This is a genomic window from Actinomyces johnsonii, assembly GCF_006546835.1.
GTDB classification, from domain to species: domain Bacteria; phylum Actinomycetota; class Actinomycetes; order Actinomycetales; family Actinomycetaceae; genus Actinomyces; species Actinomyces johnsonii.
In genome coordinates this window covers 36227-57444 of the sequence record NZ_VICB01000026.1, presented here as the reverse complement: position 1 = coordinate 57444, position 21218 = coordinate 36227, and the positions used below count along the sequence as shown (strand labels likewise).

22 protein-coding genes are annotated in these 21218 nt (G+C 71.1%); 12 read left to right on the top strand and 10 right to left on the bottom strand.

Annotated elements, in window-relative coordinates; genetic code table 11:
- Window positions 1-204 precede the first annotated feature (204 nt).
- From FK256_RS13750 to FK256_RS13730, 6 genes are all read right to left on the bottom strand, one after another.
- Window positions 205-528: a hypothetical protein gene (locus FK256_RS13750; RefSeq protein WP_244936468.1), complete on the bottom strand. Its 324-nt coding sequence runs from the start codon at window positions 526-528 to the stop codon at window positions 205-207.
- Window positions 529-577: 49 nt separating this feature from the next.
- Window positions 578-1294 (bottom strand): deoxyribose-phosphate aldolase, encoded by a 717-nt coding sequence (gene deoC, locus FK256_RS13745; RefSeq protein WP_021609829.1) that lies wholly within the window; start codon window positions 1292-1294, stop codon window positions 578-580.
- Between the two features lie 336 nt (window positions 1295-1630).
- Window positions 1631-2365 carry a GntR family transcriptional regulator gene (locus FK256_RS13740; RefSeq protein WP_081390983.1) on the bottom strand — a complete coding sequence of 245 codons (735 nt, stop codon included), beginning with the start codon at window positions 2363-2365 and terminating at the stop codon, window positions 1631-1633.
- A gap of 127 nt (window positions 2366-2492) precedes the next feature.
- Window positions 2493-2567: a 50S ribosomal protein bL37 gene (locus FK256_RS14920; RefSeq protein ID WP_370538935.1), complete on the bottom strand. Its 75-nt coding sequence runs from the start codon at window positions 2565-2567 to the stop codon at window positions 2493-2495.
- Between the two features lie 184 nt (window positions 2568-2751).
- Entirely contained in the window at window positions 2752-3198 is a 447-nt protein-coding gene (rsrA, locus tag FK256_RS13735) for a mycothiol system anti-sigma-R factor (protein WP_009232458.1), read from the bottom strand.
- Window positions 3195-3863 (bottom strand): sigma-70 family RNA polymerase sigma factor, encoded by a 669-nt coding sequence (locus tag FK256_RS13730; protein WP_009232459.1) that lies wholly within the window; start codon window positions 3861-3863, stop codon window positions 3195-3197. Before FK256_RS13730 ends, rsrA begins: the two co-directional genes overlap by 4 nt.
- Window positions 3864-4222: 359 nt before the next feature.
- Between FK256_RS13730 and FK256_RS13725 the strand changes: the two genes are divergently transcribed.
- The 6 genes from FK256_RS13725 (at window position 4223) to FK256_RS13700 (ending at window position 11216) form a co-directional block, all read left to right on the top strand.
- Window positions 4223-4723 carry a DoxX family membrane protein gene (locus tag FK256_RS13725; protein ID WP_009232460.1) on the top strand — a complete coding sequence of 167 codons (501 nt, stop codon included), beginning with the start codon at window positions 4223-4225 and terminating at the stop codon, window positions 4721-4723.
- Between the two features lie 141 nt (window positions 4724-4864).
- Entirely contained in the window at window positions 4865-7141 is a 2277-nt protein-coding gene (locus FK256_RS13720) for an NADP-dependent isocitrate dehydrogenase (protein WP_141425136.1), read from the top strand.
- On the top strand, window positions 7138-8571 hold the full coding sequence (gene aroA, locus FK256_RS13715) for a 3-phosphoshikimate 1-carboxyvinyltransferase (protein ID WP_141425135.1): 1434 nt from the start codon (window positions 7138-7140) through the stop codon (window positions 8569-8571). The genes FK256_RS13720 and aroA overlap by 4 nt, the downstream gene beginning before the upstream one ends.
- On the top strand, window positions 8571-9683 hold the full coding sequence (gene rsgA / locus FK256_RS13710) for a ribosome small subunit-dependent GTPase A (protein ID WP_141425134.1): 1113 nt from the start codon (window positions 8571-8573) through the stop codon (window positions 9681-9683). The genes aroA and rsgA overlap by 1 nt, the downstream gene beginning before the upstream one ends.
- 145 nt (window positions 9684-9828) lie before the next feature.
- Window positions 9829-10353, top strand: a complete 525-nt coding sequence (locus FK256_RS13705) for a GNAT family N-acetyltransferase (protein WP_141425133.1) — start codon at window positions 9829-9831, stop codon at window positions 10351-10353.
- A gap of 131 nt (window positions 10354-10484) precedes the next feature.
- Window positions 10485-11216 carry a helix-turn-helix transcriptional regulator gene (locus FK256_RS13700; RefSeq protein ID WP_141425132.1) on the top strand — a complete coding sequence of 244 codons (732 nt, stop codon included), beginning with the start codon at window positions 10485-10487 and terminating at the stop codon, window positions 11214-11216.
- Window positions 11217-11349: 133 nt separating this feature from the next.
- Here the strand turns inward: FK256_RS13700 and FK256_RS13695 are convergent, their stop codons facing one another.
- From FK256_RS13695 to FK256_RS13685, 3 genes are read right to left on the bottom strand one after another with little or no spacing between them, the layout of a single operon-like run.
- Window positions 11350-13017, bottom strand: coding sequence for a multicopper oxidase domain-containing protein (locus tag FK256_RS13695; protein ID WP_141425131.1), 1668 nt, complete (start codon window positions 13015-13017; stop codon window positions 11350-11352).
- Window positions 13014-14396 (bottom strand): hypothetical protein, encoded by a 1383-nt coding sequence (locus FK256_RS13690; protein WP_141425130.1) that lies wholly within the window; start codon window positions 14394-14396, stop codon window positions 13014-13016. The genes FK256_RS13695 and FK256_RS13690 overlap by 4 nt, the downstream gene beginning before the upstream one ends.
- Window positions 14393-15628: a hypothetical protein gene (locus FK256_RS13685; protein WP_141425129.1), complete on the bottom strand. Its 1236-nt coding sequence runs from the start codon at window positions 15626-15628 to the stop codon at window positions 14393-14395. The genes FK256_RS13690 and FK256_RS13685 overlap by 4 nt, the downstream gene beginning before the upstream one ends.
- A 210-nt stretch (window positions 15629-15838) precedes the next feature.
- Here FK256_RS13685 and FK256_RS13680 point away from each other — a divergent pair, with 210 nt between their 5' ends.
- Genes FK256_RS13680 through FK256_RS13670 form a run of 3 tightly spaced genes read left to right on the top strand, consistent with a single transcriptional unit; the run spans window position 15839 to window position 17802 of the window.
- Window positions 15839-16135 carry a DUF2249 domain-containing protein gene (locus FK256_RS13680; protein ID WP_009234102.1) on the top strand — a complete coding sequence of 99 codons (297 nt, stop codon included), beginning with the start codon at window positions 15839-15841 and terminating at the stop codon, window positions 16133-16135.
- A 57-nt stretch (window positions 16136-16192) separates the two neighbouring features.
- On the top strand, window positions 16193-17422 hold the full coding sequence (gene moaA, locus FK256_RS13675; protein ID WP_141425128.1) for a GTP 3',8-cyclase MoaA: 1230 nt from the start codon (window positions 16193-16195) through the stop codon (window positions 17420-17422).
- A gap of 47 nt (window positions 17423-17469) precedes the next feature.
- Complete coding sequence (locus FK256_RS13670; protein ID WP_244936466.1) at window positions 17470-17802, top strand: MoaD/ThiS family protein; 333 nt, start codon at window positions 17470-17472, stop codon at window positions 17800-17802.
- A gap of 87 nt (window positions 17803-17889) precedes the next feature.
- Here FK256_RS13670 and FK256_RS13665 read toward each other — a convergent pair whose 3' ends face one another.
- Window positions 17890-18375 (bottom strand): molybdenum cofactor biosynthesis protein MoaE, encoded by a 486-nt coding sequence (locus FK256_RS13665; RefSeq protein ID WP_009234099.1) that lies wholly within the window; start codon window positions 18373-18375, stop codon window positions 17890-17892.
- A 177-nt stretch (window positions 18376-18552) separates the two neighbouring features.
- Between FK256_RS13665 and FK256_RS13660 the strand changes: the two genes are divergently transcribed.
- From FK256_RS13660 to mobA, 3 genes are read left to right on the top strand one after another with little or no spacing between them, the layout of a single operon-like run.
- Entirely contained in the window at window positions 18553-19998 is a 1446-nt protein-coding gene (locus FK256_RS13660) for a molybdopterin molybdotransferase MoeA (protein WP_141425127.1), read from the top strand.
- 46 nt (window positions 19999-20044) lie between these two features.
- A complete protein-coding gene (gene moaC / locus FK256_RS13655) occupies window positions 20045-20539 on the top strand; it encodes a cyclic pyranopterin monophosphate synthase MoaC (protein ID WP_021610239.1) in 495 nt (164 codons plus the stop codon).
- Window positions 20526-21215, top strand: a complete 690-nt coding sequence (gene mobA, locus FK256_RS13650; RefSeq protein WP_141425126.1) for a molybdenum cofactor guanylyltransferase — start codon at window positions 20526-20528, stop codon at window positions 21213-21215. The genes moaC and mobA overlap by 14 nt, the downstream gene beginning before the upstream one ends.
- Window positions 21216-21218 lie beyond the last annotated feature (3 nt).

Genomic DNA, 21218 nt, shown 5'->3' with positions numbered 1-21218 from the left:
CGGCATCAGCAGCCAGGGCCTTGGAAACCGCGATCGTCCGGCGGTCGAGATCGGTGAGCAGCGGCTCAGCACTCATAACTGAAGACTCCTTACTACGTCTTGGGAACAAGATAATGATGCTGGCTGTCGCAGGATTCTCTCAGGAATCCTGCGACAGCCTTCGATGGTCGATTTCACATCGCGCTAGTTTCGCACATCACCATCTCAGGCAACCGTGACATGCACATCATTGGACACAATCGAATCTACGACTTCAGTCTGCTCGAAGATATCTCCAGATATCCCTACTAGGTGGTTGGAAATCGAGTTGTTGAAGAAGTTGACAATAGGCCCAATAAAGAACCCCATGATGATGGTACCCAAGGCGACGACGCCCAGCGAAAACTGGAATCCAGTGAGGACCAGTGCAAGAACTATCATCCCTTCGAGAATGAAACAGATCTGTGTGAAGTTGTGGATCACCGCCACCGTCAGTTCGAGCAGCTGGACGACGCGTCGAGGAACTGAAGCATGCCGTGCAGCCCTCATTTGCCACCGCATTTCGGGCGCACCGCACGTCGGCTCCCAACTCCCCCATTCAATTTTCCGCGAGCACTACCGGCACCGACCGATACCCGACCCCCATACGATCGATCCCCATGTCAATGAGGCGCAGGAAGTGGGCTTTGTCGCGGATCGAGCCCGAGCCCTTGACCTTGGCTCGACCTGCCGCACACTCTTGCATCAGCGCAACCATCTCATCGAAGGCACCGGTACGTTCACCGTGCTTTGGCGCACCCGTGTAGAAGCCAGTGGAGGTTTTGATGTAGTCACTACCCGCAGCGATTGCCGCCTCGGCTGCGGAGCGGATTTCGTCGTCAGTGAGCGCATCCGTCTCGAAGATAGTCTTGACGATCACCCCCTTGGCGTGGCAAACATCGACCACCGCCCTGATGTCCTCAGCGACCTTCTCGATCTCACCATCGCGCAGCCAACCGTAGTTCATGACGATGTCAAGGTCCTCGATTGGGTACTCGAGAGCAACTTCGGCCTGAGCGACCTTTGAACGTGTGCTCGAGGTTCCGAACGGGAAGTCGATGACGACGCAGATGCCCGTGTTGGTGCCTTCAACAATGGGGAGAACCGTCTCGATATAGGCCGGGTTGATGCACACCGTCTTGCAGCGAAGATCAGCGGCAGTCCGAGCTTCGCGCTTGACGTCCTGCGTAGTGAACTCAGGCTTGAGGACGGAGTAGTCGATGTAGGCCGCAAGTTCATCTCGTGTCATCTCAGAGGCCGGCTTGATGGGTCGCATGATGTCCTCTTTCTCTTTGCGTCTTGATCTGGCCCATAGAGCGGCAGAGCATCAGTTCGCTCCGCCGACAACCACTGTACCTGTATATACGACATGTGCGACAGGCTGGATTTTATGATGTGCATCACATCACGGTCTGCCTTCACTCCAAGAGCACAGACAGCTACCGCACAATCAGGACAACTCACAGCGGTCACCAACTAGAGCTGGCGACACCTACCTTCAAGCCCAAACTCGCGCGCTCACAACGATGTATATACGTGTGCAAGTACAGTTGTACTGAACCGACCGATTCCTTGGCGCTGTCCAGGTAGGCGGCGTTACGTGAGATGAGCGTCAGCGCGGCGTCACGGCACCAAGGGTGTCGATCGCCCACCGGGTACCGAGATACGCCGTCTCGGTGTTTTCAACCGGGACGCCATTGCTGTCCGAGACCGTTCGTGTCTCAACGAGCAGTGCGGCAGGGGCTTCTACCTGCAGCAGGTTGCACTCCTCCGACGTCGCCAGCCGAGCAGTGACCACACCACGGGTTTGGGCCAGCGTCGCACCGAGATCGAGCAGAGCGGCGTGCAACGACCCGGCGGACAGGTCCCGGTCTAGGACCGCTCGATACTTCTCCTCCGAGAGGTGAACGCGTTCCCTGGCCACTGGGACACCGTCAGCGCAACGGATCCGGTCAATAGCGATCAAGGTCGACTTGGGGTCCAGCCCGAGTTCTCTCGCTTCAGAGGGGCGAACCACCAGGCTCATATCGAGAACAATCGAGCTGGCGACCATGCCCCGTGCTGCGATCTCCTCGGTGAAGGAGCGCAGCACAGCCTCTCTGCGGTGCAGCTGGGGGTCAGCGACGAAACTGCCGACACCACGGCGCCGCTCGATCTTCCCGCTCTCGCGCAGCTTCTCGAGCGCGTGGCGGGCCGTCATCCTGCTGACGTTGAACTTAGTTGCCAGCTGGGACTCCGACGGCAGCAAGGTCCCCGCAGGCAGTCGGGAGCACTCCTCTACGAGCCATTCCCCGATCTCCTGATAACGCGGTTGGATTTGCTCCTCACCGATTTCGCCTGCTGGCATGAGCGCTCCCGTTCACAACACCGTTTCGCAAGGAGTATAGGGGGACAACAGACGTCGGCCGGTCACCACGGTGGTGACCGGCCGACGTGTTATGTCTCAGGGCGTTGCGCTCAGCGCGCTACCCGGCTCAGGCGTTGGGGCGCTTGCCGTGGTTGGCGCTGGACTTCGCACGTGCACGACGCTTACGACCGCGCTTGCTCATGACTGCCTCCTCGTGTCTGGACTTGCCCCACGAGGGGGCACGGAACGCCGCCGATTGTCGCACAAGGCGAGTTGGCCCGGCCAGTCTCATGCCATGCATTCACCGGTGAAGGCGACCACACACCGCTGCGGGCGACTCGGCACCGACCACGAACGGATAGAACCGGACCTCGGGACGAAACGTCTCAGTCACCCTCCACGCGAATGGTTCGTGAGGACTCGACGCGGGACTCCACGACGCGCACGACCCGCCCGGAGGAGGTCGTCGTCGCAGACCGGGTCGTCGACGTCGTCGTCACGCTCACCTCGGTGGCCCGCAGCGTCGACAGGCGACCCAGAACCCGGGCGCGCAGCTCGGGAGGGGCCTGCTCGGCGCAGCGCGAGCGCAGGATCTCGCGCAGGTGGGTCTCGGCGTCGGCGATGCGCGAGCAGTACGGGCAGGCGGCCACGTGCTGGGCGAGGCGCTCGGTGAGGTCGGCGGTGCACTCCCGGTCGAGGAAGGCCTCCAGGTGGGCGCGGGCCTCGGCGCAGGAGCAGTCCCGGGTTCCGGTCGCCGTCTCGGCCGTCTTGGGAGCCTTGGCGGACTCAGCGCTCTTCTCGCCGCTCGCTCCCGGTTCCATGTGATCGCTCATTTCTCCTCCTCCCCGTAGCCGTACTCGCGGGCGTAGTCGGCCAGCAGCTCGCGCAGCTGGCGGCGTCCCCGGTGCAGTCTGGACATGACGGTCCCGATCGGCGTGTCCATGATCTCGGCGATCTCCTTGTAGGAGAAGCCCTCCACGTCCGCCAGGTAGACGGCCAGGCGCCGGTCCTCGGTGAGCTGGCCCAGGGCCTCCTTGATGTCGGAGTCCGGCAGGGCGTCCAGGGCGAGGTTCTCGGCGCTGGGCAGCCCCACCGAGTCGTGGGAGGCGGCCCGGTGCAGTTGCCAGTCCTCGACCGCGTCCGCGTCGGACTGGAGCGGCTCGCGCTGCTTCTTGCGGTAGGAGTTGATGAAGGTGTTGGTCAGAATCCGGTAGAGCCAGGCCTTGAGGTTGGTGCCGGGCCGGTACTGGTGGAATGAGCCGAAGGCCTTGGCGTAGGCGTCCTGCACGAGGTCCTCGGCGTCCGCCCGGTTGCGGGTCATGCGCAGAGCGGCGCCGTAGAGCTGGTCCAGGTAGGGCAGGGCCTCGGCCTCGAAGCGGGCGGCCCGGGCCGCCTCGTCCTCGTCGGCCGGGGCCCGGTCGAGGCCGTCGGCGGAGTCGTCCGGGTCGATCACCTCAGCCAAGGCGATCTCGTCTGCGTGGTCGTCGATGTCCGTCATCGCCCACGAGCCTAGCCCGAGCCGGGCCTCCCGGGCGTCATCAGGACCCAGGGGGCCGGTTATAGTGCCGGACCGGGCCGGGGCGGGAGCGGGGTGGCCCGGCCGGCTGACCATACGGATCGCTGCGGGGCCGCCGGGTCCACCGAGCCGGTCGTCGCGCCCGCGCGGGCCGCTCGTCGGGGAGCACCGGCGACGAGCGGTCCTGCTCGACGTCGGCGCGGTCGGCTGCTGAGTGCTCATGTCCTGAGCAACAGGGCGGTGCCCCGGATTCATTCCCCGTCCGCGCTCAGCGAGGCGCGCACCACGTTCGAGCTGCGATATCGCTGGCCCGAGCCGCTCGCGTACGCCAGGATGGGGGCATGAACATTCTGCGCTCCTTCGCCCGCCCGATGCTCGCTGCACCCTTCATCGTCGATGGGCTCGACGCCCTCGTGCGCCCCTCGCGCCACGTGGAGAAGTTCGAGAAGGTCGCCCCCACCCTGGAGCGCGCCGGGCTGCCGCCGGTGCTCGCCTCCGACGCCCGTCTGCTCACCCGCGCCTCGGGTGCCGTCAGCCTCCTGGCCGGGCTGGGGCTGGCCGCCGGCCGGGCCCCCCGCACGAACGCCACGATCCTGGCGGCGCTCAATGTTCCGCTCACGGTCGTCAACAACCCCGTGTGGGCGGTCAAAGGGACCAAGGCCCGCAAGGAGGCGCTCTCGGGCCTGCTGCGCGGGGCCGCCGTGGGCGCCGGGCTCGCGCTGGCCACCGTCGACCGCCAGGGCAAGCCATCCCTGGCGTGGCGGATGCGCAACTCCCGGCAGCAGCGCGAGGCGATCCAGGCCGCTCGGGAGACGGTCCGCCAGCGCTACGTGACCGCCTGAGGCCCTCCTCCAGGGCCAGGGCCGATTCTCGCCCCGACTCCGACATCGCCGTCACCTGGACGTCACAGGTGACGGCTAGCCTCGACTCGTCCACTCCACCCCACCATGCGCAGACACGTCATCGACACGCAGGGAGCACCCATGACCGTCCCGTCCGCCCGTCCGGCCCAGGCAAACCAATCGCCCCAGTCAGAATGGGCCGCGCAGCCCGATGTCATCTACACCTGGACCGACGAGGCGCCAATGCTGGCGACCCACTCCTTCCTGCCGATCGTGCGGGGCTTCGCACAGCGGGCGGGTGTGAGCGTGGGCACCGCGGACATCTCGCTGGCGGGTCGCATCCTGGCCGCCTTCTCCCTGGCCGACGACGACCTGGCCCGCCTGGGCGAGCTCACCCAGTCTCCTGCGGCCACGATCATCAAGCTGCCCAACATCTCCGCCTCTCTGCCCCAGCTCAAAGCCGCCATTGCCGAACTGCAAGCCCTGGGCTACGAGGTCCCGGACTACCCCGACTCCCCCGGCACGCCCGCTGAGCGGGAGGCGCGCGCCGCCTACGACGCCGTCAAGGGCAGTGCCGTCAACCCCGTCCTGCGCGAGGGCAATTCCGACCGGCGCGCCCCGGCGGCCGTCAAGGCCTACGCCCGCTCCCACCCGCACTCGATGGGGGCCTGGTCGCCCGAGTCGCGCACACGCGTGGCCACGATGGGGGCCGGCGACTTCCGGCACAACGAGCGCAGCGTCGTCATCCCCGAGGCCGGCACCCTGCAGATCCGGCTGCGCCCGGCAGGTGGCGGGGCTCCCGTCATCCTGCGGGAGTCTTTGCCGGTGAGCGCCGGTGAGGTCGTGGACGCCACCTTCATGAGCGCCGTCGCCCTGGACGAGTTCCTCACCCGGCAGGTGGCCGCGGCCAAGGATGAGGACCTGCTGCTGTCGGTGCACCTGAAGGCCACGATGATGAAGGTCTCCGACCCGATCATCTTCGGCCACGCGGTGCGCGCCGCCCTGCCGGGCGTCTTCTCCACCTACGGGCAGGTACTGGCCGAGGCCGGCCTGCGCGCCGAGGACGGGCTGGCCTCGATCCTGGCGGGCCTGGAGGGTTTGGCCCAGGGAGAGGAGATCCGTACCGCCATCGAGGCCGAGCTCGCAGCCGGACCGCGCCTGTCCATGGTGGACTCCGACCGCGGCATCACGAACCTGCACGTGCCCAGCGATGTCATCATCGACGCCTCCATGCCCGCCATGATCCGGGCCGGCGGCCATCTGTGGGGGCCGGACGGCAAGACCGCGGACACGATCGCCGTCATCCCGGACTCCTCCTACGCCGGGGTCTACCAGGCCGTCATCGAGGACTGCCGCACCCACGGGGCCCTGGACCCGGCCACCATGGGCTCGGTGCCTAACGTGGGTCTCATGGCCCGCAAGGCCGAGGAGTACGGCAGCCACGACAAGACCTTCCTCATCCCGGCCGACGGCACCGTCGAGGTCGTCCTGGTCGAGGGCGCGGGCGCCGAGCCCGGTGCGGTGCTGCTGTCCCACGAGGTGGCCGCCGGCGACATCTGGCGGGCCTGCACCACCCAGGACGCCCCCATCCGCGACTGGGTGCACCTGGCGGTCACGCGGGCCCGGGCCACCGGCGCCCCGGCCGTATTCTGGCTGGACCCCGAGCGCGGCCACGACGCCGTCCTCATCGACCTGGTTCGCCGCTACCTGGCCGATGAGGACACCGAGGGCCTGGACATCCGCGTCCTGGACCCGGTGGCGGCCACGCGCCTGTCCCTGGAGCGCGCCCGCCGCGGCGAGGACACGATCTCGGTGACCGGCAACGTCCTGCGCGACTACAACACGGACCTCTTCCCCATCCTGGAGGTGGGCACGAGCGCCAAGATGCTCTCGGTGGTTCCGCTAATGAACGGCGGCGGCCTGTACGAGACCGGGGCCGGGGGTTCGGCCCCCAAGCACGTGCGCCAGCTGCTCGAGGAGGACTACCTGCGCTGGGACTCCCTGGGCGAGTTCCTGGCCCTGGCCGAGGCCTTCCACCACGTGGCCCAGGTCAGTGGCAACGAGCGCGCCGAGGTCCTGGCCGACGCCCTGGAGGCCGCCACGGCCCGGCTGCTGGAGGATAACCGCTCGCCGGCGCGCCGCCTGGGGCAGATCGACAACCGCGGCTCGCACGCCTGGCTGGCCCTGTACTGGGCCGGTGAGCTGGCCGCACAGGAGACCAGCCCGGAGCTCGCCGCCGTCTTCGCCCCGATCGCCCAGCAGCTCGAGGCCTTCAATGACACGATCCAAGCCGAGCTGCTGGCCGTCCAGGGCTCGCCGGTGGACATTGGCGGCTACTACCGTCCCGATGAGGCCCTGACCGACGCCGTCATGCGTCCCTCGACAACCCTCAACGCCGTCATCGAGGCGCTGTCATGACTGACCGCCCCGGCGCCGGCTCGGACGGCTCGAACGAGCCGTGGCGGGCGCCGGTGGCGGCGGGGGCGCTGGACGCCGCCGTGGAGCTGCCGGGGTCGAAGTCGCTCAGTGCACGGGCTCTGCTGCTGGCCGCCGTCGCCGACGCGCCGACGACGCTCAGCGGGCTCCTGCGCTCGCGCGACACCGAGCTCATGCTCGCCGCTCTGAGCGCGCTCGGCGCCCGCTTCGAGGACCTCAACGACTCCGGCACGCAGCTGCGCGTCACGCCGGCTCCCCTGCCGCTGCGCGTGCAGGCCGGCCCCGACGGCGTCGGCCGTATCGACGTCGGCCTGGCCGGGACCGTCATGCGCTTCGTGCCCGCACTGGCCGCGCTGGCCGACGCCCCGGTCGTCTTCGACGGGGACAAGGCCGCCCGGCGCCGCCCCATGGCGCCACTGATCGACGCGCTGGCCGCCCTGGGCGCGGAGGTGACCCACCTCGGTGAGCCCGGCTTCCTGCCCTTCCGCATCGGCCCCGGCGACGGCGCACTCCTGAAAGCCCAGAACGCCCGGGTGGCGGTCGACGGTTCGGCCTCCTCCCAGTTCGTCTCCGCCCTCCTGCTCCTGGGAGCCCTCCTGCCCGGTGGCCTGGAGCTCACCCCCACCGGGCCGGTGCCCTCGCTGACGCATGTGGCCATGACGGTGGCGACGCTGCGCGAGCGGGGCATCGCCGTCGACGAGCCCGCTCCCGGGGCCGGCGACGGCGAGCGCACCTGGCGGGTCCACCCCGGCCGCCCTCGCGGCGGGCAGGTGGCGATCGAGCCGGACCTGTCCAACGCCGGTCCCTTCCTGGCGGCCGCCCTCGTGGCCGGCGGCCGGGTGAGCGTCCCCCACTGGCCGGCGGCCACGACCCAGGCCGGTGACGCCTGGCGCGAGCTCCTGCCCCGCCTGGGCGGCGAAGTGACGCTCTCGGGTGACCTGCTCACGGCTCGCGGTACCGGGCGGCTGACCTGCCTCGAGGCGGACCTGTCCGACGTCGGAGAGCTCGTCCCCACGGTGGCGGCCCTGGCGGCCCTCGCCGGGGCGCAGGGCCACGCCAGCACCCTCACCGGCATCGCGCATCTGCGCGGGCACGAGACCGACCGCCTGGCGGCCCTGGCCACCGAGATCCGTCTCCTGGGCGGGGACGCCGAGGAGACCGCCGATGGACTCGCCATCCGCCCCGCCCCGCTGCACGGCGCCGCTCTGCACTCCTATGCCGACCACCGGATGGCCACCTTCGCCGCCATCATCGGCCTGGGCGTGGACGGAGTGAGCCTGGACGACGTCGGGTGCACCTCCAAGACGCTGCCCGGCTTCGTGGGCCTGTGGACCGCCATGCTCGCCACCGCGGCCGAAGAACATGGCACCGCACCGGGCGCTGAGCCGGGCGTCCCGGGAGATCGCGCCTGATGGCCCGCCGCGACATCGGCACCGACGACCCCCGGGTGCGGGTCCGCCCCGGCAGGGGCTCGCGCCCCCGCACCAAGCAACGCCCCAGCCACGCCGACGCGGTCCTGGGCATGGTCACCCGCATCGACCGCGGCCACTACCGCATCCGCCTGGATGACCCCGATCTCACCGAGGACTCCGGCGGCGACATCACCGCCATGAAGGCCCGCGAGCTCGGTCGGGGCAAGGTCGTCGTCGGCGACCGGGTCGCCGTCGTCGGGGACACCAGCGGACGTACCGGGACCCTGGCCCGCATGGTGCGCATCGAGGAGCGCACCACCCTGCTGCGCCGCAGCGCCGAGGACGGCGACGCCGCCGGCACCGAGCGGGCGATCGTCGCCAACGCCGACCTGCTCGTCATCGTCACCGCCGTGGCCGACCCCGAGCCGCGCCCGCGGATGATCGACCGCTACCTCGTCGCCGCCTACGACGCCGGCATGGAGCCGCTCATCGTGCTCACCAAGACCGACCTGGCCGACGCCGCCCCCCTGACGGACCTCTACAGCCCCCTGGGGGTACGCTGCCTGGCCACGCACCTGCCCCACGGCTCCGACACCCAGCCCCCCGAGGCCGGCGGTGCGGACGAGCGACCCGGCGACGGCGTCGAGGCGGTTCGCCAGGCGCTTACCGGCGCCGTCTCGGTGCTCGTGGGCCACTCCGGGGTCGGCAAGTCCACGCTCATCAACGCGATCGTGCCCGGTGCCGACCGAGCCACCGGCCGCGTCAACGAGGTCACCGGCCGCGGCCGTCACACCTCCACCAGCCTCCAGGCCCTCGCCCTGCCCGGCGGCGGCTGGGTCATCGACACTCCCGGAGTGCGCTCCTTCGGGGTCTCCCACGTAGGCAGCGCCGACGTCCTGCGCGGCTTCCCGGACCTGGCGGCCGTGGCCGAGGACTGCCCGCGCGGGTGCACCCACGAGGACGGCGTCGTCGACTGCGCCCTGGATACGTGGACGAGCGAGCCGGCCGAGCCGGGCGGCCCGGCCGCCCCCGAAGGGCGGCGCGAGCGGGTCGACTCCTTCCGCCGCCTACTGGCGCCCTCACTGGAGGCTGAGGATCCCACCAAGCCCTGAACAACCTCCCATCGCAGAGCGGTGGCTCTGCGCGAGCGCTCTCGGGGGCGGTCCACAGCGGCTCGGGCCGGCCCCGGTGGGCCGGCACCCGCCGCCGTCGGCAGGTTGTCCCGGAGGAGAACCGGCCACCCGCCGTGGTACACACATGGGCGTGACCACATCCAGCCCCCACCTACGTTGCGCCTCACCGGACGACCTCGACGCCGGGCGCCTCCTCGGCGTCGCCCTGTGGGACGCCCCCAATCCCGCCGGCGCAGACAGCTCGGACCACACGGCCACCCCGACCAGCCCCGCCAATCCCGCCGGCCCGCTCGGCCCCCACGGCGAGCCACCGGCCGGACTCGACCTGGAACTTCTGGGGAACGCGTGGGAGCTGTGCCTGCTCGACGGCACCATGTGCGAGGCCGAGCGCCCCGCCGAGCCCCACTGGTACCTATACATGATCGCCGTCGCCCCGGGCGCCCGCGGCACCGGTACCGGGGCCGCGCTCCTGCGCAGAGGCCTGGAGCGAGTGGACACCCAGGGGACGGTCGCCCATCTGGAGGCCACGACGCGCCGGGCGGCGTCCTTCTATGGGCGTCACGGTTTCGTCGATAGCGCGATCCTTAACTCTGAGGGCCGTCTGCCCGACTATTGGGCCATGACCCGACCGAAACGGCGCCAGCACTGAGTTTTTTCACGCTTCAACCTTCCCACTATTGGACACCGTGTGCTAAAACTCACATCACAGAGCCGTTGCAGGATTCAACTACAAGCCGATTTTGACGGTTCCCACAAGCGAAAGCGCGTTAGTCTCATGACATGCACAACCGTCCGATCCCTTCACTCCCACGTCCCGCCCTGGGCGATCTGTCCGCGCGCGCCAATCTCTCAGCGGCGCGCCGGCGCGTCCTGGAGGTCGTGGAGGCTTCAAACGACGCAATGACGGCCGTTCAGGTCGCCAACGCACTCAACCTGCACCACAACACCGTCCGTGAACACCTCGACGCCCTGGTCGACGCCGGGTTCGTCACGGTGTCCACCAAGCCGACCGGCAAGCGGGGCCGCCCGGCCCTGCGCTACGCCTCGACGGCCCCCGACCCCCAGCAGATGGTCGACGCCTACCTGCTGCTGCTCGACGCGATCGCCGACACCCTGGGCGAGGGCGAGGACGCCCACGCCACCGCCCTGGAGATCGGTCGCCGCTGGGCCGAGCTGACCCCGGGAACGGTTGCCGAGCCGACCATCGACGGCGAGGAGGTGGACCGGGTCACCGCCCTCATCCCCTACCTCGCGGTCATGGGCTTCGCCCCAGAGGTCTCCGGCGACACCGTCGTCCTGCGCTCCTGTCCGCTGGTCACCCGCAACCACAGGCCGCGCGACCTGGTGTGCACCATGCACGAGGGATTCCTGCGGGCCGTCGTCGGCCCCGACCCGGCGTCCTACGAGCGCATCAAGTTCCTGCCCAACGGGCCTGACGGCTGCCAGATCACCCCGGCCCAGCCGCCCCAGGAGGACACGGAGCTGAAGATCGTCCACGCCGACGTCGCCTGAGCCGCGCTGCTCCGTCGACCTCCATCATCTGTCCAATCACCAACCACTACTAAGATCGCGAGACTTCGGCCCCGGGCACAGGCGCCCGGGGCCGAGTCGTGCTCGGGGCGGTTCCCCAAGGCGCGGTCTCGGCTCAGGCGGTGACCTCCAGGACGCCGTGAGCGCCCTTCTCCATGTCGGCGAAGGAGTGGGACACGAACACGTAGTGGCCCGGCTCGGAGGCGACGCACTCGACGAAGCCGCCCTGGGCCGGGTGCAGGCCGAGGGCCTGGGAGCCGCCGGACCAGGCGGCCCCGATCTGGCTGGGGCCGCCGAGAGTCCAGGCCCCCTCGAAGAAGACCTGGTCGAACTGCAGGCCGACGGCGTGGAAGGAGGTCGGCAATGAGGGGCCCGCGGCCATGACCCAGAAGCGCACGCGCTCGCCCACCCTGGCCTTGAGGGGCTGCTGGTGGTACTGGAAGGCCACCCCGTTGAAGGTCATGAGGTCGGGGGTCTTGGCGGCGATCTTGTCGGTGTTGGGCTCGCCGCCCTCGGGACCGAGGTAGACCTCGGAGGCGACGATGGCGTACTCGCGGTCCACGGCCGGCAGGCCCGGCGGATCGATGATGACGGCCCCGTGCATGCCCGCAGCCAGATGCAGGCTCATCGGGGAGGTGGAGCAGTGGTAGAGCCAGATCCCCGAGTGCTGGGCGGTGAAGGTGTAGACCAGGGACTCGCCGGGGTTGATCGAGCGCATCGCCTCATCGGGCGGGGTGATCCCGGCGTGGAAGTCGATGGAGTGGCTCATGGTGCCGTCGTTGACCAGGGTGATCTCGAAGGTGTCCCCCACCTTGCCGCGCAGGACGGGGCCGGGGACCTGGCCGTTGAAAGTCATGCGCCGCTGGGTGACGCCGCCGCCGACCTGCATGACCTGCTCGGTGACGGTGAAGGTGTGCCGGTGGGTCATGGGCCCGCCGTCGGGGCTGCTCGGGGCGGCCGGCAGGGCGGCGTCGAAGGCCTTGAAGTCGGCGGGCAGGTGGGCGGAGTAGTCGGGAACCGCGTCCTTGCCCGAGCCGGTCTGCCTGCTCTGGCCGCCGCCGTGCTGGTGGGTGCCGGCGCCCGCCCCGCCCGCGGTGACGTGGAAGACCATGCCCTGGGCGCGGTGGCCGGCGATGGAGCACCAGCCCTCGACCGGCCCGGAGACGATACCGGCGTCGAGCGTACCCTTGGCGCCGGCAGCCACGCGGCCGGTGGACTGGCCGGTGGCCAGAACGAGGTCGTGGACCTGGTCGGCGGTGTTGTCCAGGGTGATGACGAGCCGGTCGCCGGGGGTGACGTCAACCGTGTCGGGCACGAACCGCATACCCTGGACGGTGATGGTGGCGTTGACGGTGTTGCCGGTGGCCTCGACGTCCTGGGCGCCCGTGCCCTGCCCCCGGTTGCCGATGACGCTACCGACCACGACGGCCGCCCCCGCGGTGAGCAGTCCCATGAGGATGCCGCGGCGGTCGGCGGAGCGGATCAGGCCGCCCGACGGCGCTGACGCAGCAGATGCCGTCGCGCCGGCCCCCGCCGTGGAGTCGGCCCTGCTCGACAGGGGGCGGCGGTTGCGGTCGATGGCCGGCGCGGTGCCGGCCGTGACGGCCCGGCGGTGGGCGGCGTCGGACTTGTCGGGGCTCGTCGCGGCGTCGCCGGCAGTATGAGCGGCACTGTCGGCGACTCCATCCGCGGTGCTGCTCTCGGCGGCGCCTGCGGCGGCGCTCTCAGAGGTGGCGGCGGCCTCGTCCGGAGATGGGGCCTGCGCGTCGGGCGTCTTCGTCATCGGTGTTCCCCTCGGGGCTGGGCGGGCCGGCGGCCCGCGGGGTCTGTCGGGTGGGGTGTGGCGGCCGCGGTGGAGGCGCCGCGCGGCGTGCGCTTGCGACGGGAGAGCTCGCGCAGGCAGAGGATGATGCCGACCAGCAGGTAGGAGGTCACCAGCGCGGCCAGGGCCCCGGCGACGACGCGCACCTGCCAGGGCGTGCCCGGACTGACCGCCAGCAGGAGGCAGGCGTTGGCAGCGGTGACGCGGTAGGCGGCGTGGCGGTCCATGATCGTGTTGGTGGCCCGGGTGGCCGCGGGTCCACCGCCGAGCATCACCGGGGCGAGGTAGCTCAGGGCCGCCACGAGGATCTGGAGGGCGAAGCCGGCCGCCAGGGGCAGGCGCAGGGCGTGGATGACGTCGCGGGCGGCGGCGACGTCGTCGGCCAGGGCCATACGGGCGCCCAGTACGGCGGCGCAGCCGACGAACCAGGACACCGAGGCCGTGGCGGAGGCCGTGGCGAAGGAGGTCGGCGGGACCCGGCGGGCCGTCCTGTAGGCGGGCACGAGGACCCCGCAAGCGCCCCCGAGGTAGACCAGGGTGCCCAGGCCGGCCAGGGGTGGCCACAGCCCGGAGGCGGCCACGAGCGCGGTGCCGCCCACAAGATAGGGCAGACCTCGGGTGGTCCAGCGCGGCGCCACGGGTTCCATGGGGGTGCGCAGCATCGTTGGCCACAGGACGGTGAGCGTGCCCAGGACCGTGGTGCCCACGAAACCCAGCAGCATAGTGGTGGTATGAGCCAGATAGAGGCCGTCGGCCAGGCCAGAGCGTCCGTGGGCGTTGGACCAGGAGATGAGGAAGCCCAGGAGCGCGCCGGTGGCCAGCAGGACGAGGGCGACGGCGTAGTGGATGGCCAGGGAGGCCAGGCGCGGGGCGATGGCGCGCCGGTACTGCACGGTGATGGCCACAACGCCGGCGATGGCCTGGGCCATGACGATGCCCGCCCCGATGAGCGCCGGCACCTGTCGGCCCGTGGTGATGCCGGTGAGCACAATGATCGTGCCGAGGCTGTGGGCGTAGAGGCGCGTGTCCAGGAGGGCTGCGCCGCCCAGGGCGGGACGGTGCAGGAGGGTGTCGGCGAAGTGGGCGGACCAGATGGTGATGGCGCTGCCGATCCCGCCCAGAAGCAGGGCGTGCAGGGGCAGCCACGTGCCCCAGGAGACCAGGGGGCCCACGATGGTCAGGCCCGCCAGGACCGCGGCGGCGAGTAACCAGGCCATGACGAAGGCGTTGCGACGCACCTGGGTGGTGCGCCGGGAGGGCTTCTTGGCGGGGCGACCTCCCGGGCCCTGCGATCGTCCAGGACCGGGGCGGGGGGTGGGAGAACCGATGGACAGGCTCATGCGGGGCTCCCGCCCGACCGTATCGTCGTCGAGCCGGCCGCCGCGGCCGAACGCCTCGCCCGGACGGCCTTTCGAATACTGCCGGAGGTGAGCACGCGGACCAGGGTGAGGACCATGAAGATGCCGATCGCCGCCACCCCGACGGCGCCTCCGACCTGCCAGATTCCGGCGGTCCCGGCGAGCAGGCCTCCGACGCGCACCACCAGACCGGCGTGCAACAGGACGTAGGGCAGCCACATGAGCCGGTGGTAGGGCAGGGCCCGGTGGACGATCGCGGGGATGATGACCGGGGCGTGGGCCAGGATCATGGAGAAGGCGAAACCGACCGTGATGGCGTGGATGACGATCTCATAGGCCGAGCCGCCCAGCCCGCCCAGGCCCCACAGCGACCAGACCGCCCCGGCCAGAGCGAGCCAGATGTAGCCGGCGAGCATGGAGGCCGCCATGAAACGGACCCCGCCGCCGGCTCGGATGGTGCGCCGGGCGACGTCGTAGTAGGCCATGACGACGGCCAGTCCCAACAGGGCCGGGCCAGTCACGAGGTGGGCGCCCTGTCCGACCAGCAGCAGGCATGCGCCCAGAACCGCGGCACCGGCCAGGGCCTCGACGACGGTCTCGACCATCTCGTCGAGGAAGGCAATGCGGGCCAACTCCAGGCGTTCCCCGACGATGGTGAGCACGGGGAAGAGCAGCCACAGCGGGACGACCTCCTCGATGCCGCGACCGCCCAGCCACAAGACGTCTCCCAGCAGGAGGGCTGCGGCACCCATGGCCTCGACGTCGACGGCGGCGCTGGGGGCGCGCCGGTGAACACGCAGGTAGACGGCGCACAGGATGCAGGCGGCGGCGGTCATGAGGCCCCGACCCACGGCGTCGGGCGCGCCGGCCATGAGGGTCAGGCAGCCCGCGGCGTTGCCCAGCGGGGCGAGGAAGGCCCAGGGGGCCCGGGCGGCGACCGCCCGCTCCAGGGCGATAACGGTGCCCAGGAAGCCGACGAGCATGAGGGGGCCGTGGAGCGCCGCCAGCCTGGCGCCGCTGATGAGGGCGGGCAGGTTCAGGCGCAGGAGGGCGGCGTTGAGTCCCATGAGGATGCAGGCGGCCCCCAGGGCCAGGGCCACCAGACGCGGCGCCACCCGGGTGGTCAGCGCCCGGCTGAGGCGGCCGGTCGCGTCGTCGGCGCTGGACGCCTTGACCTGTGCGTCTGCCGCCGCTGCCGGCTTGTCCGTCTCCACGGCCCAACCGTATCCAACAGCGCCGGAAACACCCGCACCCGCAGCAGCAGAAAATTCATGGACGACACCGCCCCGCGTCATCCATGAGGTCATGAGGTTGTGGTCGATTGTGGCGGAGGTCGTGCCGGTGGAAGCGGACGGTCGTTCCGGCCGGCTCGCGGTGGTAGTAAGGTCTCTCTGGCCAGAACGAACACTCTGAAGGAGAACCCTATGAGCGAGAGCCCCGAGCTGCTGCCCATCACCGAGAAGAAGTCCAGCTGCGGCTGCCACGAGCACGGCGACGAGCGGCTCACCCTGGACGCGCGAGCCATCCCGCACCGTTTGCGCCACGCCGCGGTCATCGGCGCCGCCTCCTCCCTGAACCCGGGCGAGGGCTTCGACCTGGTGGCCCCGCACGTCCCCACCCCGCTGCTGGCCCAGATCGACCAGCTGCCCTTCACCTTCCAGCACACCCTGCTGGAGCAGTCCGAGGGCTTCGCGCGCGTCGAGATCCTGCGCACCGCCTGATTCCCGGTCGCGGAGCGCGCCTCCCGGTCCCGCGCGCCCGGCCGATATGCTCGATCTATGACGCCAGTGCCACTTGATGCCGCGGTCGTCGGCCAGAGCAGGATCTGTGGTACCTCCACGGACCTGCCCATGCCGACGACCCGGCCGGTGCTACCCGAGCCGTCCGGGCGTCCGGACTTATCGGGGTTGCTCCTCCCGGTGGAGACGATGCCGGAGCTTCCGGCGATCGCCGACGACGATGTTCCGCAGCACTTGACCGATCGCTACGGGCGCACCGTGCGCGACCTGCGCCTGTCCATCACGGACCGCTGCAACCTGCGCTGCACCTATTGCATGCCCGCCCAGGGGCTCCAGTGGCTGCCCACCCCGGAGCTGCTGACCACCGCCGAGCTCACCCGCCTGGGGCGCCTGGCCGTCGAGCGCCTGGGGGTGGAGCGCATCCGCCTGACCGGGGGCGAGCCGCTGCTGCGCCGGGACCTGGAGGAGATCATCGCCTCACTGTCCACGCTGCGGACGTCGGCGGGCCGGAAGCCGGATATCGCCCTGACCACGAACGGCCTGGGGCTGGAGAGGAGGGCCGCCGGCCTACGCGAGGCGGGCCTGGACCGCGTCAACGTCTCCGTCGACTCCCTGGACCCGCGGGACTACGCCGCCATCACTCGCCGAGACCGGCTCGTCGACGTCCTGGCGGGGATAGCCGGTGCCCAGGAGGCGGGCCTGGCCCCCATCAAGGTCAACGCCGTTGCGATGCCCGCCACCGTAGAGGAGCGCGCTCCGCAGCTGCTGGCCGAGTCCCTGCGCCGCGGCTGGCAGCTGCGATTCATCGAGCACATGCCGCTGGGGCCGCGACAGACGTGGCGCAGCCAGGACGTCGTCGGCGTCGATCAGATCCTGGGGGCGCTGCGGGCGGCCGGCTTCGTCCTCGCCGAGGCGGGCCGTCCCGACCGTCGCCCGGCCGCCCTGTGGCAGGTGGCCGCCGGCACGCATGCGGGCCGGTCGTATCCGGCCGGGAGCGTGGGCATCATCGCCTCGGTCACCGCCCCCTTCTGCTCGGACTGCGACCGCACCCGCATCACGGCCGACGGGCGCCTCATGACCTGCCTGTTCTCCACTACCGAGACCGACCTGCGCGGCCCCATGCGCACCGGGGCTGACGACGACGAGCTCATCCGCCTCTGGGCCAGAGCCGCCTGGCTCAAGCCCCGCGCCCACGGCTCGGACGATCCGCAGGCCGGCAACGACGGCTTCGCACGCCCGCAGCGCACTATGTCGGCCATTGGTGGCTGACCCGCACCCGGCCACACCCGAGCCGCACCCGAGAAGGAGTCCCCGAGATGCCCCCCTCCCCCGAGCCCGCAAGCACGGCACATGCGGAATCACGCCCGGAAACGAGCTCTGAGTCGCCGCCTGAGACGCTGTCGGTGACCCTGCGCTACTTCGCCGCTGCGGCAGAGGCCGCCGGCCGTCCCGAGGAACGCCTCGACCTGCCCGCCGACACGACACTGGCGAGCCTGCGCGAGCAGCTGGCCGGGCGCGACCTGGAGATGGCCCGGATCGTCCCCATCTGCAGCTTCCTGGTCAACTCGGTCTCCACCCCGGCCGACTCCCTCACGCCCCTGACCGACGGCGACGCCGTCGACGTGCTGCCGCCCTTCGCCGGCGGGTGAGTCTCGCACTCCCCCTCATTCGCATCGAGCCGGGCAGAAAAGCGGTAAGGATACGCGAAAAATGCCCGGCTCGGCGGTGGAGGAGCCTCAGGCGAGATTGCTCCACTGGGCAGTGCCGTCGGTGAAGGTCTGGCGCTTCCACACGGGCAGGCGCTTCTTGACCTCCTCGACAATCTGGCCGCACACGGCGAAGGCCTCGGCGCGGTGGTCGGAGCTGACGGCAACCGCGAGCGCCGCGTCCCCGACAGCGAGGTCTCCGACGCGGTGGACGACGCCCAGGGCGCGCACCCGGCCGGCCTGGGCGACGTCGCGGGCGATCTGCTCGACGATCCGGCCGGCCGTGGGATGGCAGGAGTAGCCGATACCGGTGACGGCGCGGTCGGCGTCGTGATTGCGGACCACGCCCTCGAAGGTGACGACGGCGCCGGCGGCCGCGTCCTGGACGGCGCCGGCGAGCTCGGTGACGCTGATGGGCGCCTCGGTGACCTCGGCGCGCACTACGCGGGCGCTCCCGGGCTTGTCGGGGCTGATGCTCACGAAGGTCTCCTCGTCCTGGTGCGTCTTGTTGTGCATCGATCCGACGGTCCCGCTGGGGCCGGGGCGTCGTCGGCCGCGAGCATACCCAGGTGGGCGGGGCCCGCCGAACGGGCATGATGGGCACATGACAACGTCGGTCGACCGTCCCGTCCGAGCGGCGGCCCGGCGGCGGCTCTGCCGCACCCGAGGACGGCTCGTCGAGAAAGGACCGCTATGGCGCAGATGATTCCCCTGGAGGACTACGTCGCCCAAGTGCTCGAGACCCTCTCCCCCCTGGAGAACGGTCGGCTGGCGCTGGAGCAGGCGCACGGCCGGGTGCTGGCCGAGGACGTGACCGCGGTCGTACCGGTGCCGCCGTGGACGAACTCGGCGATGGACGGTTACGCCGTGCGCGCCGGGGACACGGCCGGAGCCTCGCCGCAGACGCCCGTGGTACTGCCGGTGACCGGGGATATTCCGGCCGGTGCCGCCCCGCAGCCGCTGGCTGCGGGAACCGCCCAGCGGATCATGACCGGGGCGATGTTGCCCGAAGGCGCCGATGCGGTGGTCAAGGTGGAGGACACCGACCAGGCGCCCGGTCCCCGCCCGCTGCCGGAGCGCGTCGAGCTCCGCGCCGGGGCCCGGCCGGGGCTGAATGTGCGCCGCGCCGGGGAGGACGTGCGCGCGGGCGATCCGGTCATGGCGGCGGGGACGAGGCTGTCCGCGGCGGCCGTCTCCGCCCTGGCCTCCGTGGGACTCGGCTCCGTACCGGTCGCGGCGCGGGTGCGCGTGGCCGTGGTCTCCACCGGGGCGGAGCTGCGCGACCCCGGTCAGGCGCTCGTCCCCGGTACGATCCCGGACTCCAACGGCCTGCTGCTGGCAGGCCTGGTCTCCGAGCACGGGGCGGACTGTGCGAGCGTGACCCGCAGCGGTGACAGCGCTAAGGAGCTGGGCGAGGTGCTGCGCCGGGCCGCGGCGGGCGCCGATCTCATCGTCACCTCCGGGGGCGTGTCCGCGGGGGCCTTCGACCCGCTGACGATGCTGGCGCAGGCCCGGCGGGGCGAGGACGCGCCGGTGCGTCTGGACTTCGTGAAGGTGGCCATGCAGCCGGGCAAGCCCCAGGGGCACGGCTGGGTGCGGGCCGACGACGGCCGGCGGGTCCCGATCATCTGCCTGCCGGGCAACCCGGTGAGCGTCCTGGTCTCCTTCACCACGATTGTGGCCCCGGCGCTGGCCCGCCTGGCGGGATTCGGCAACGACCCGGTTGACGGGGAAGACGGCGCTCTTCCGGGCCGTCCCCGTCTGACGGCGCGCGCGGCAGTGGCCTGGCGCACCCCGCCGGGCCGGCGTCAGCACGTGCCGGTGCGCTTCACCGGGCCTCCCTCCCGGTCCGCCGTGGGAGACGACGCCGGGGATCATTCCGGAGGCCATGTCGACGATCGTGCGGGCCTGCCCTGGGTGACGCCCTCCCACCGGCTGGGTTCGGGCTCGCACCTGGTGGCCTCGCTGCCCGCTGCGCAGGCGCTGGCGGTGGTGGCCGCCGAGGTCGAGGCGGTCGACGTCGGCGACGCATTGCCCCTCATTCCGCTCTCCCATTCGTTCCCCCGTCACCTCCAGGTGCGCGCGAGCGCGCCTCACAGCTCGCGGACGAACCCTTCAGGGCCGGCCGTCAAGGCCTGAGGCGCGTCCGCGACGAGTGCCCGCAACCCATTGAAGGAGCCTCCTCATGAATCCCCGCCCCGAGATCACTCTCACCCACCTCGATGAGGCGGGCGCCGCCTACATGGTGGACGTCACAGCCAAGACCCCGACTGTCCGCGAGGCCCGGGCCGGTGCCTTCGTGGCCTGCTCGGAGGCGATCGTGACCGCCCTGCGCGAGGGCGCAGTCCCCAAGGGGGACGTCCTGGCCGTGGCCCGCGTGGCCGGGATCGCGGCGACGAAGAAGGTCCCCGAGCTCCTCCCGCTGGCGCACGTCATCGGCGTGCACGGGGCGCGCGTGGACCTGGAGATCGTCGACGGCGGCGTGCGCATCGAGACCGCCGTGCGCACGGCGGACCGCACCGGGGTGGAGATGGAGGCCCTCACCGCCGCCACCGTGGCGGGACTGGCGATCGTCGACATGGTCAAGGGCGTGGACCGGGGCGTCGAGCTGCGCGAGGCCAAGGTGCTGGCCAAGTCCGGAGGCCGCTCCGGGGACTGGGTGCGCGGTGACGGCGGCTGACCGTTCGGAGGAGCGCACCGCGAGCGCACGTGCTGCCGGGCCGTTCGATTCCGCCGATGCGGTCGGCCCGGTCGACGTCGTCGTGCTGGCCGGCGGGACCGGCAGGCGGTTGGACGGGGCCTCAAAGCCCGATGTCGTCGCCCGGGGGCTGCGCCTGCTCGACCATGTCCTGGCCGGCCTGGAGCAACTGCGGGGCCGGGGCGTTCCGCTGGGGCGCGTGTGCGCGGTTGCCCCGGCGGAGGTGACACTGCCGGACGGCGTTCTGAGGGCTTTGGAGGACCCGCCGCTGGGCGGGCCGGTCGCCGGCATCGCCGCGGGCCTGGTGCGCCTGGACCGCTGCGGGTCCGCCGCCGGGCTGACCGGTGTCCTCACCTGCGACGCCCCGTCCTCCTGGCGGGCGCTGCCGAGCCTCATCGAGGCGCTGCGCCAGAGCGAACCGGGGACCGACGGCGTCTGCGCCCGCGACGGCGACCACACCCAGTACCTGCTGGGCCTCTACCGCCGTGCGGCGCTGGCCGCGGCCGTCGCCCCGGGCGGTGTCCCCCTGCGCGACGTGGCCGTGCGCCGGGTTCTCGGGGCGCTCCGTGTCAGGGCGATACCCGCGGCCCGTGATGTCGTGCGGGACCTGGACACCTGGGCGGAGGTCCGCGCCTGGGACGCCGACGCTCCCCGGTGACGG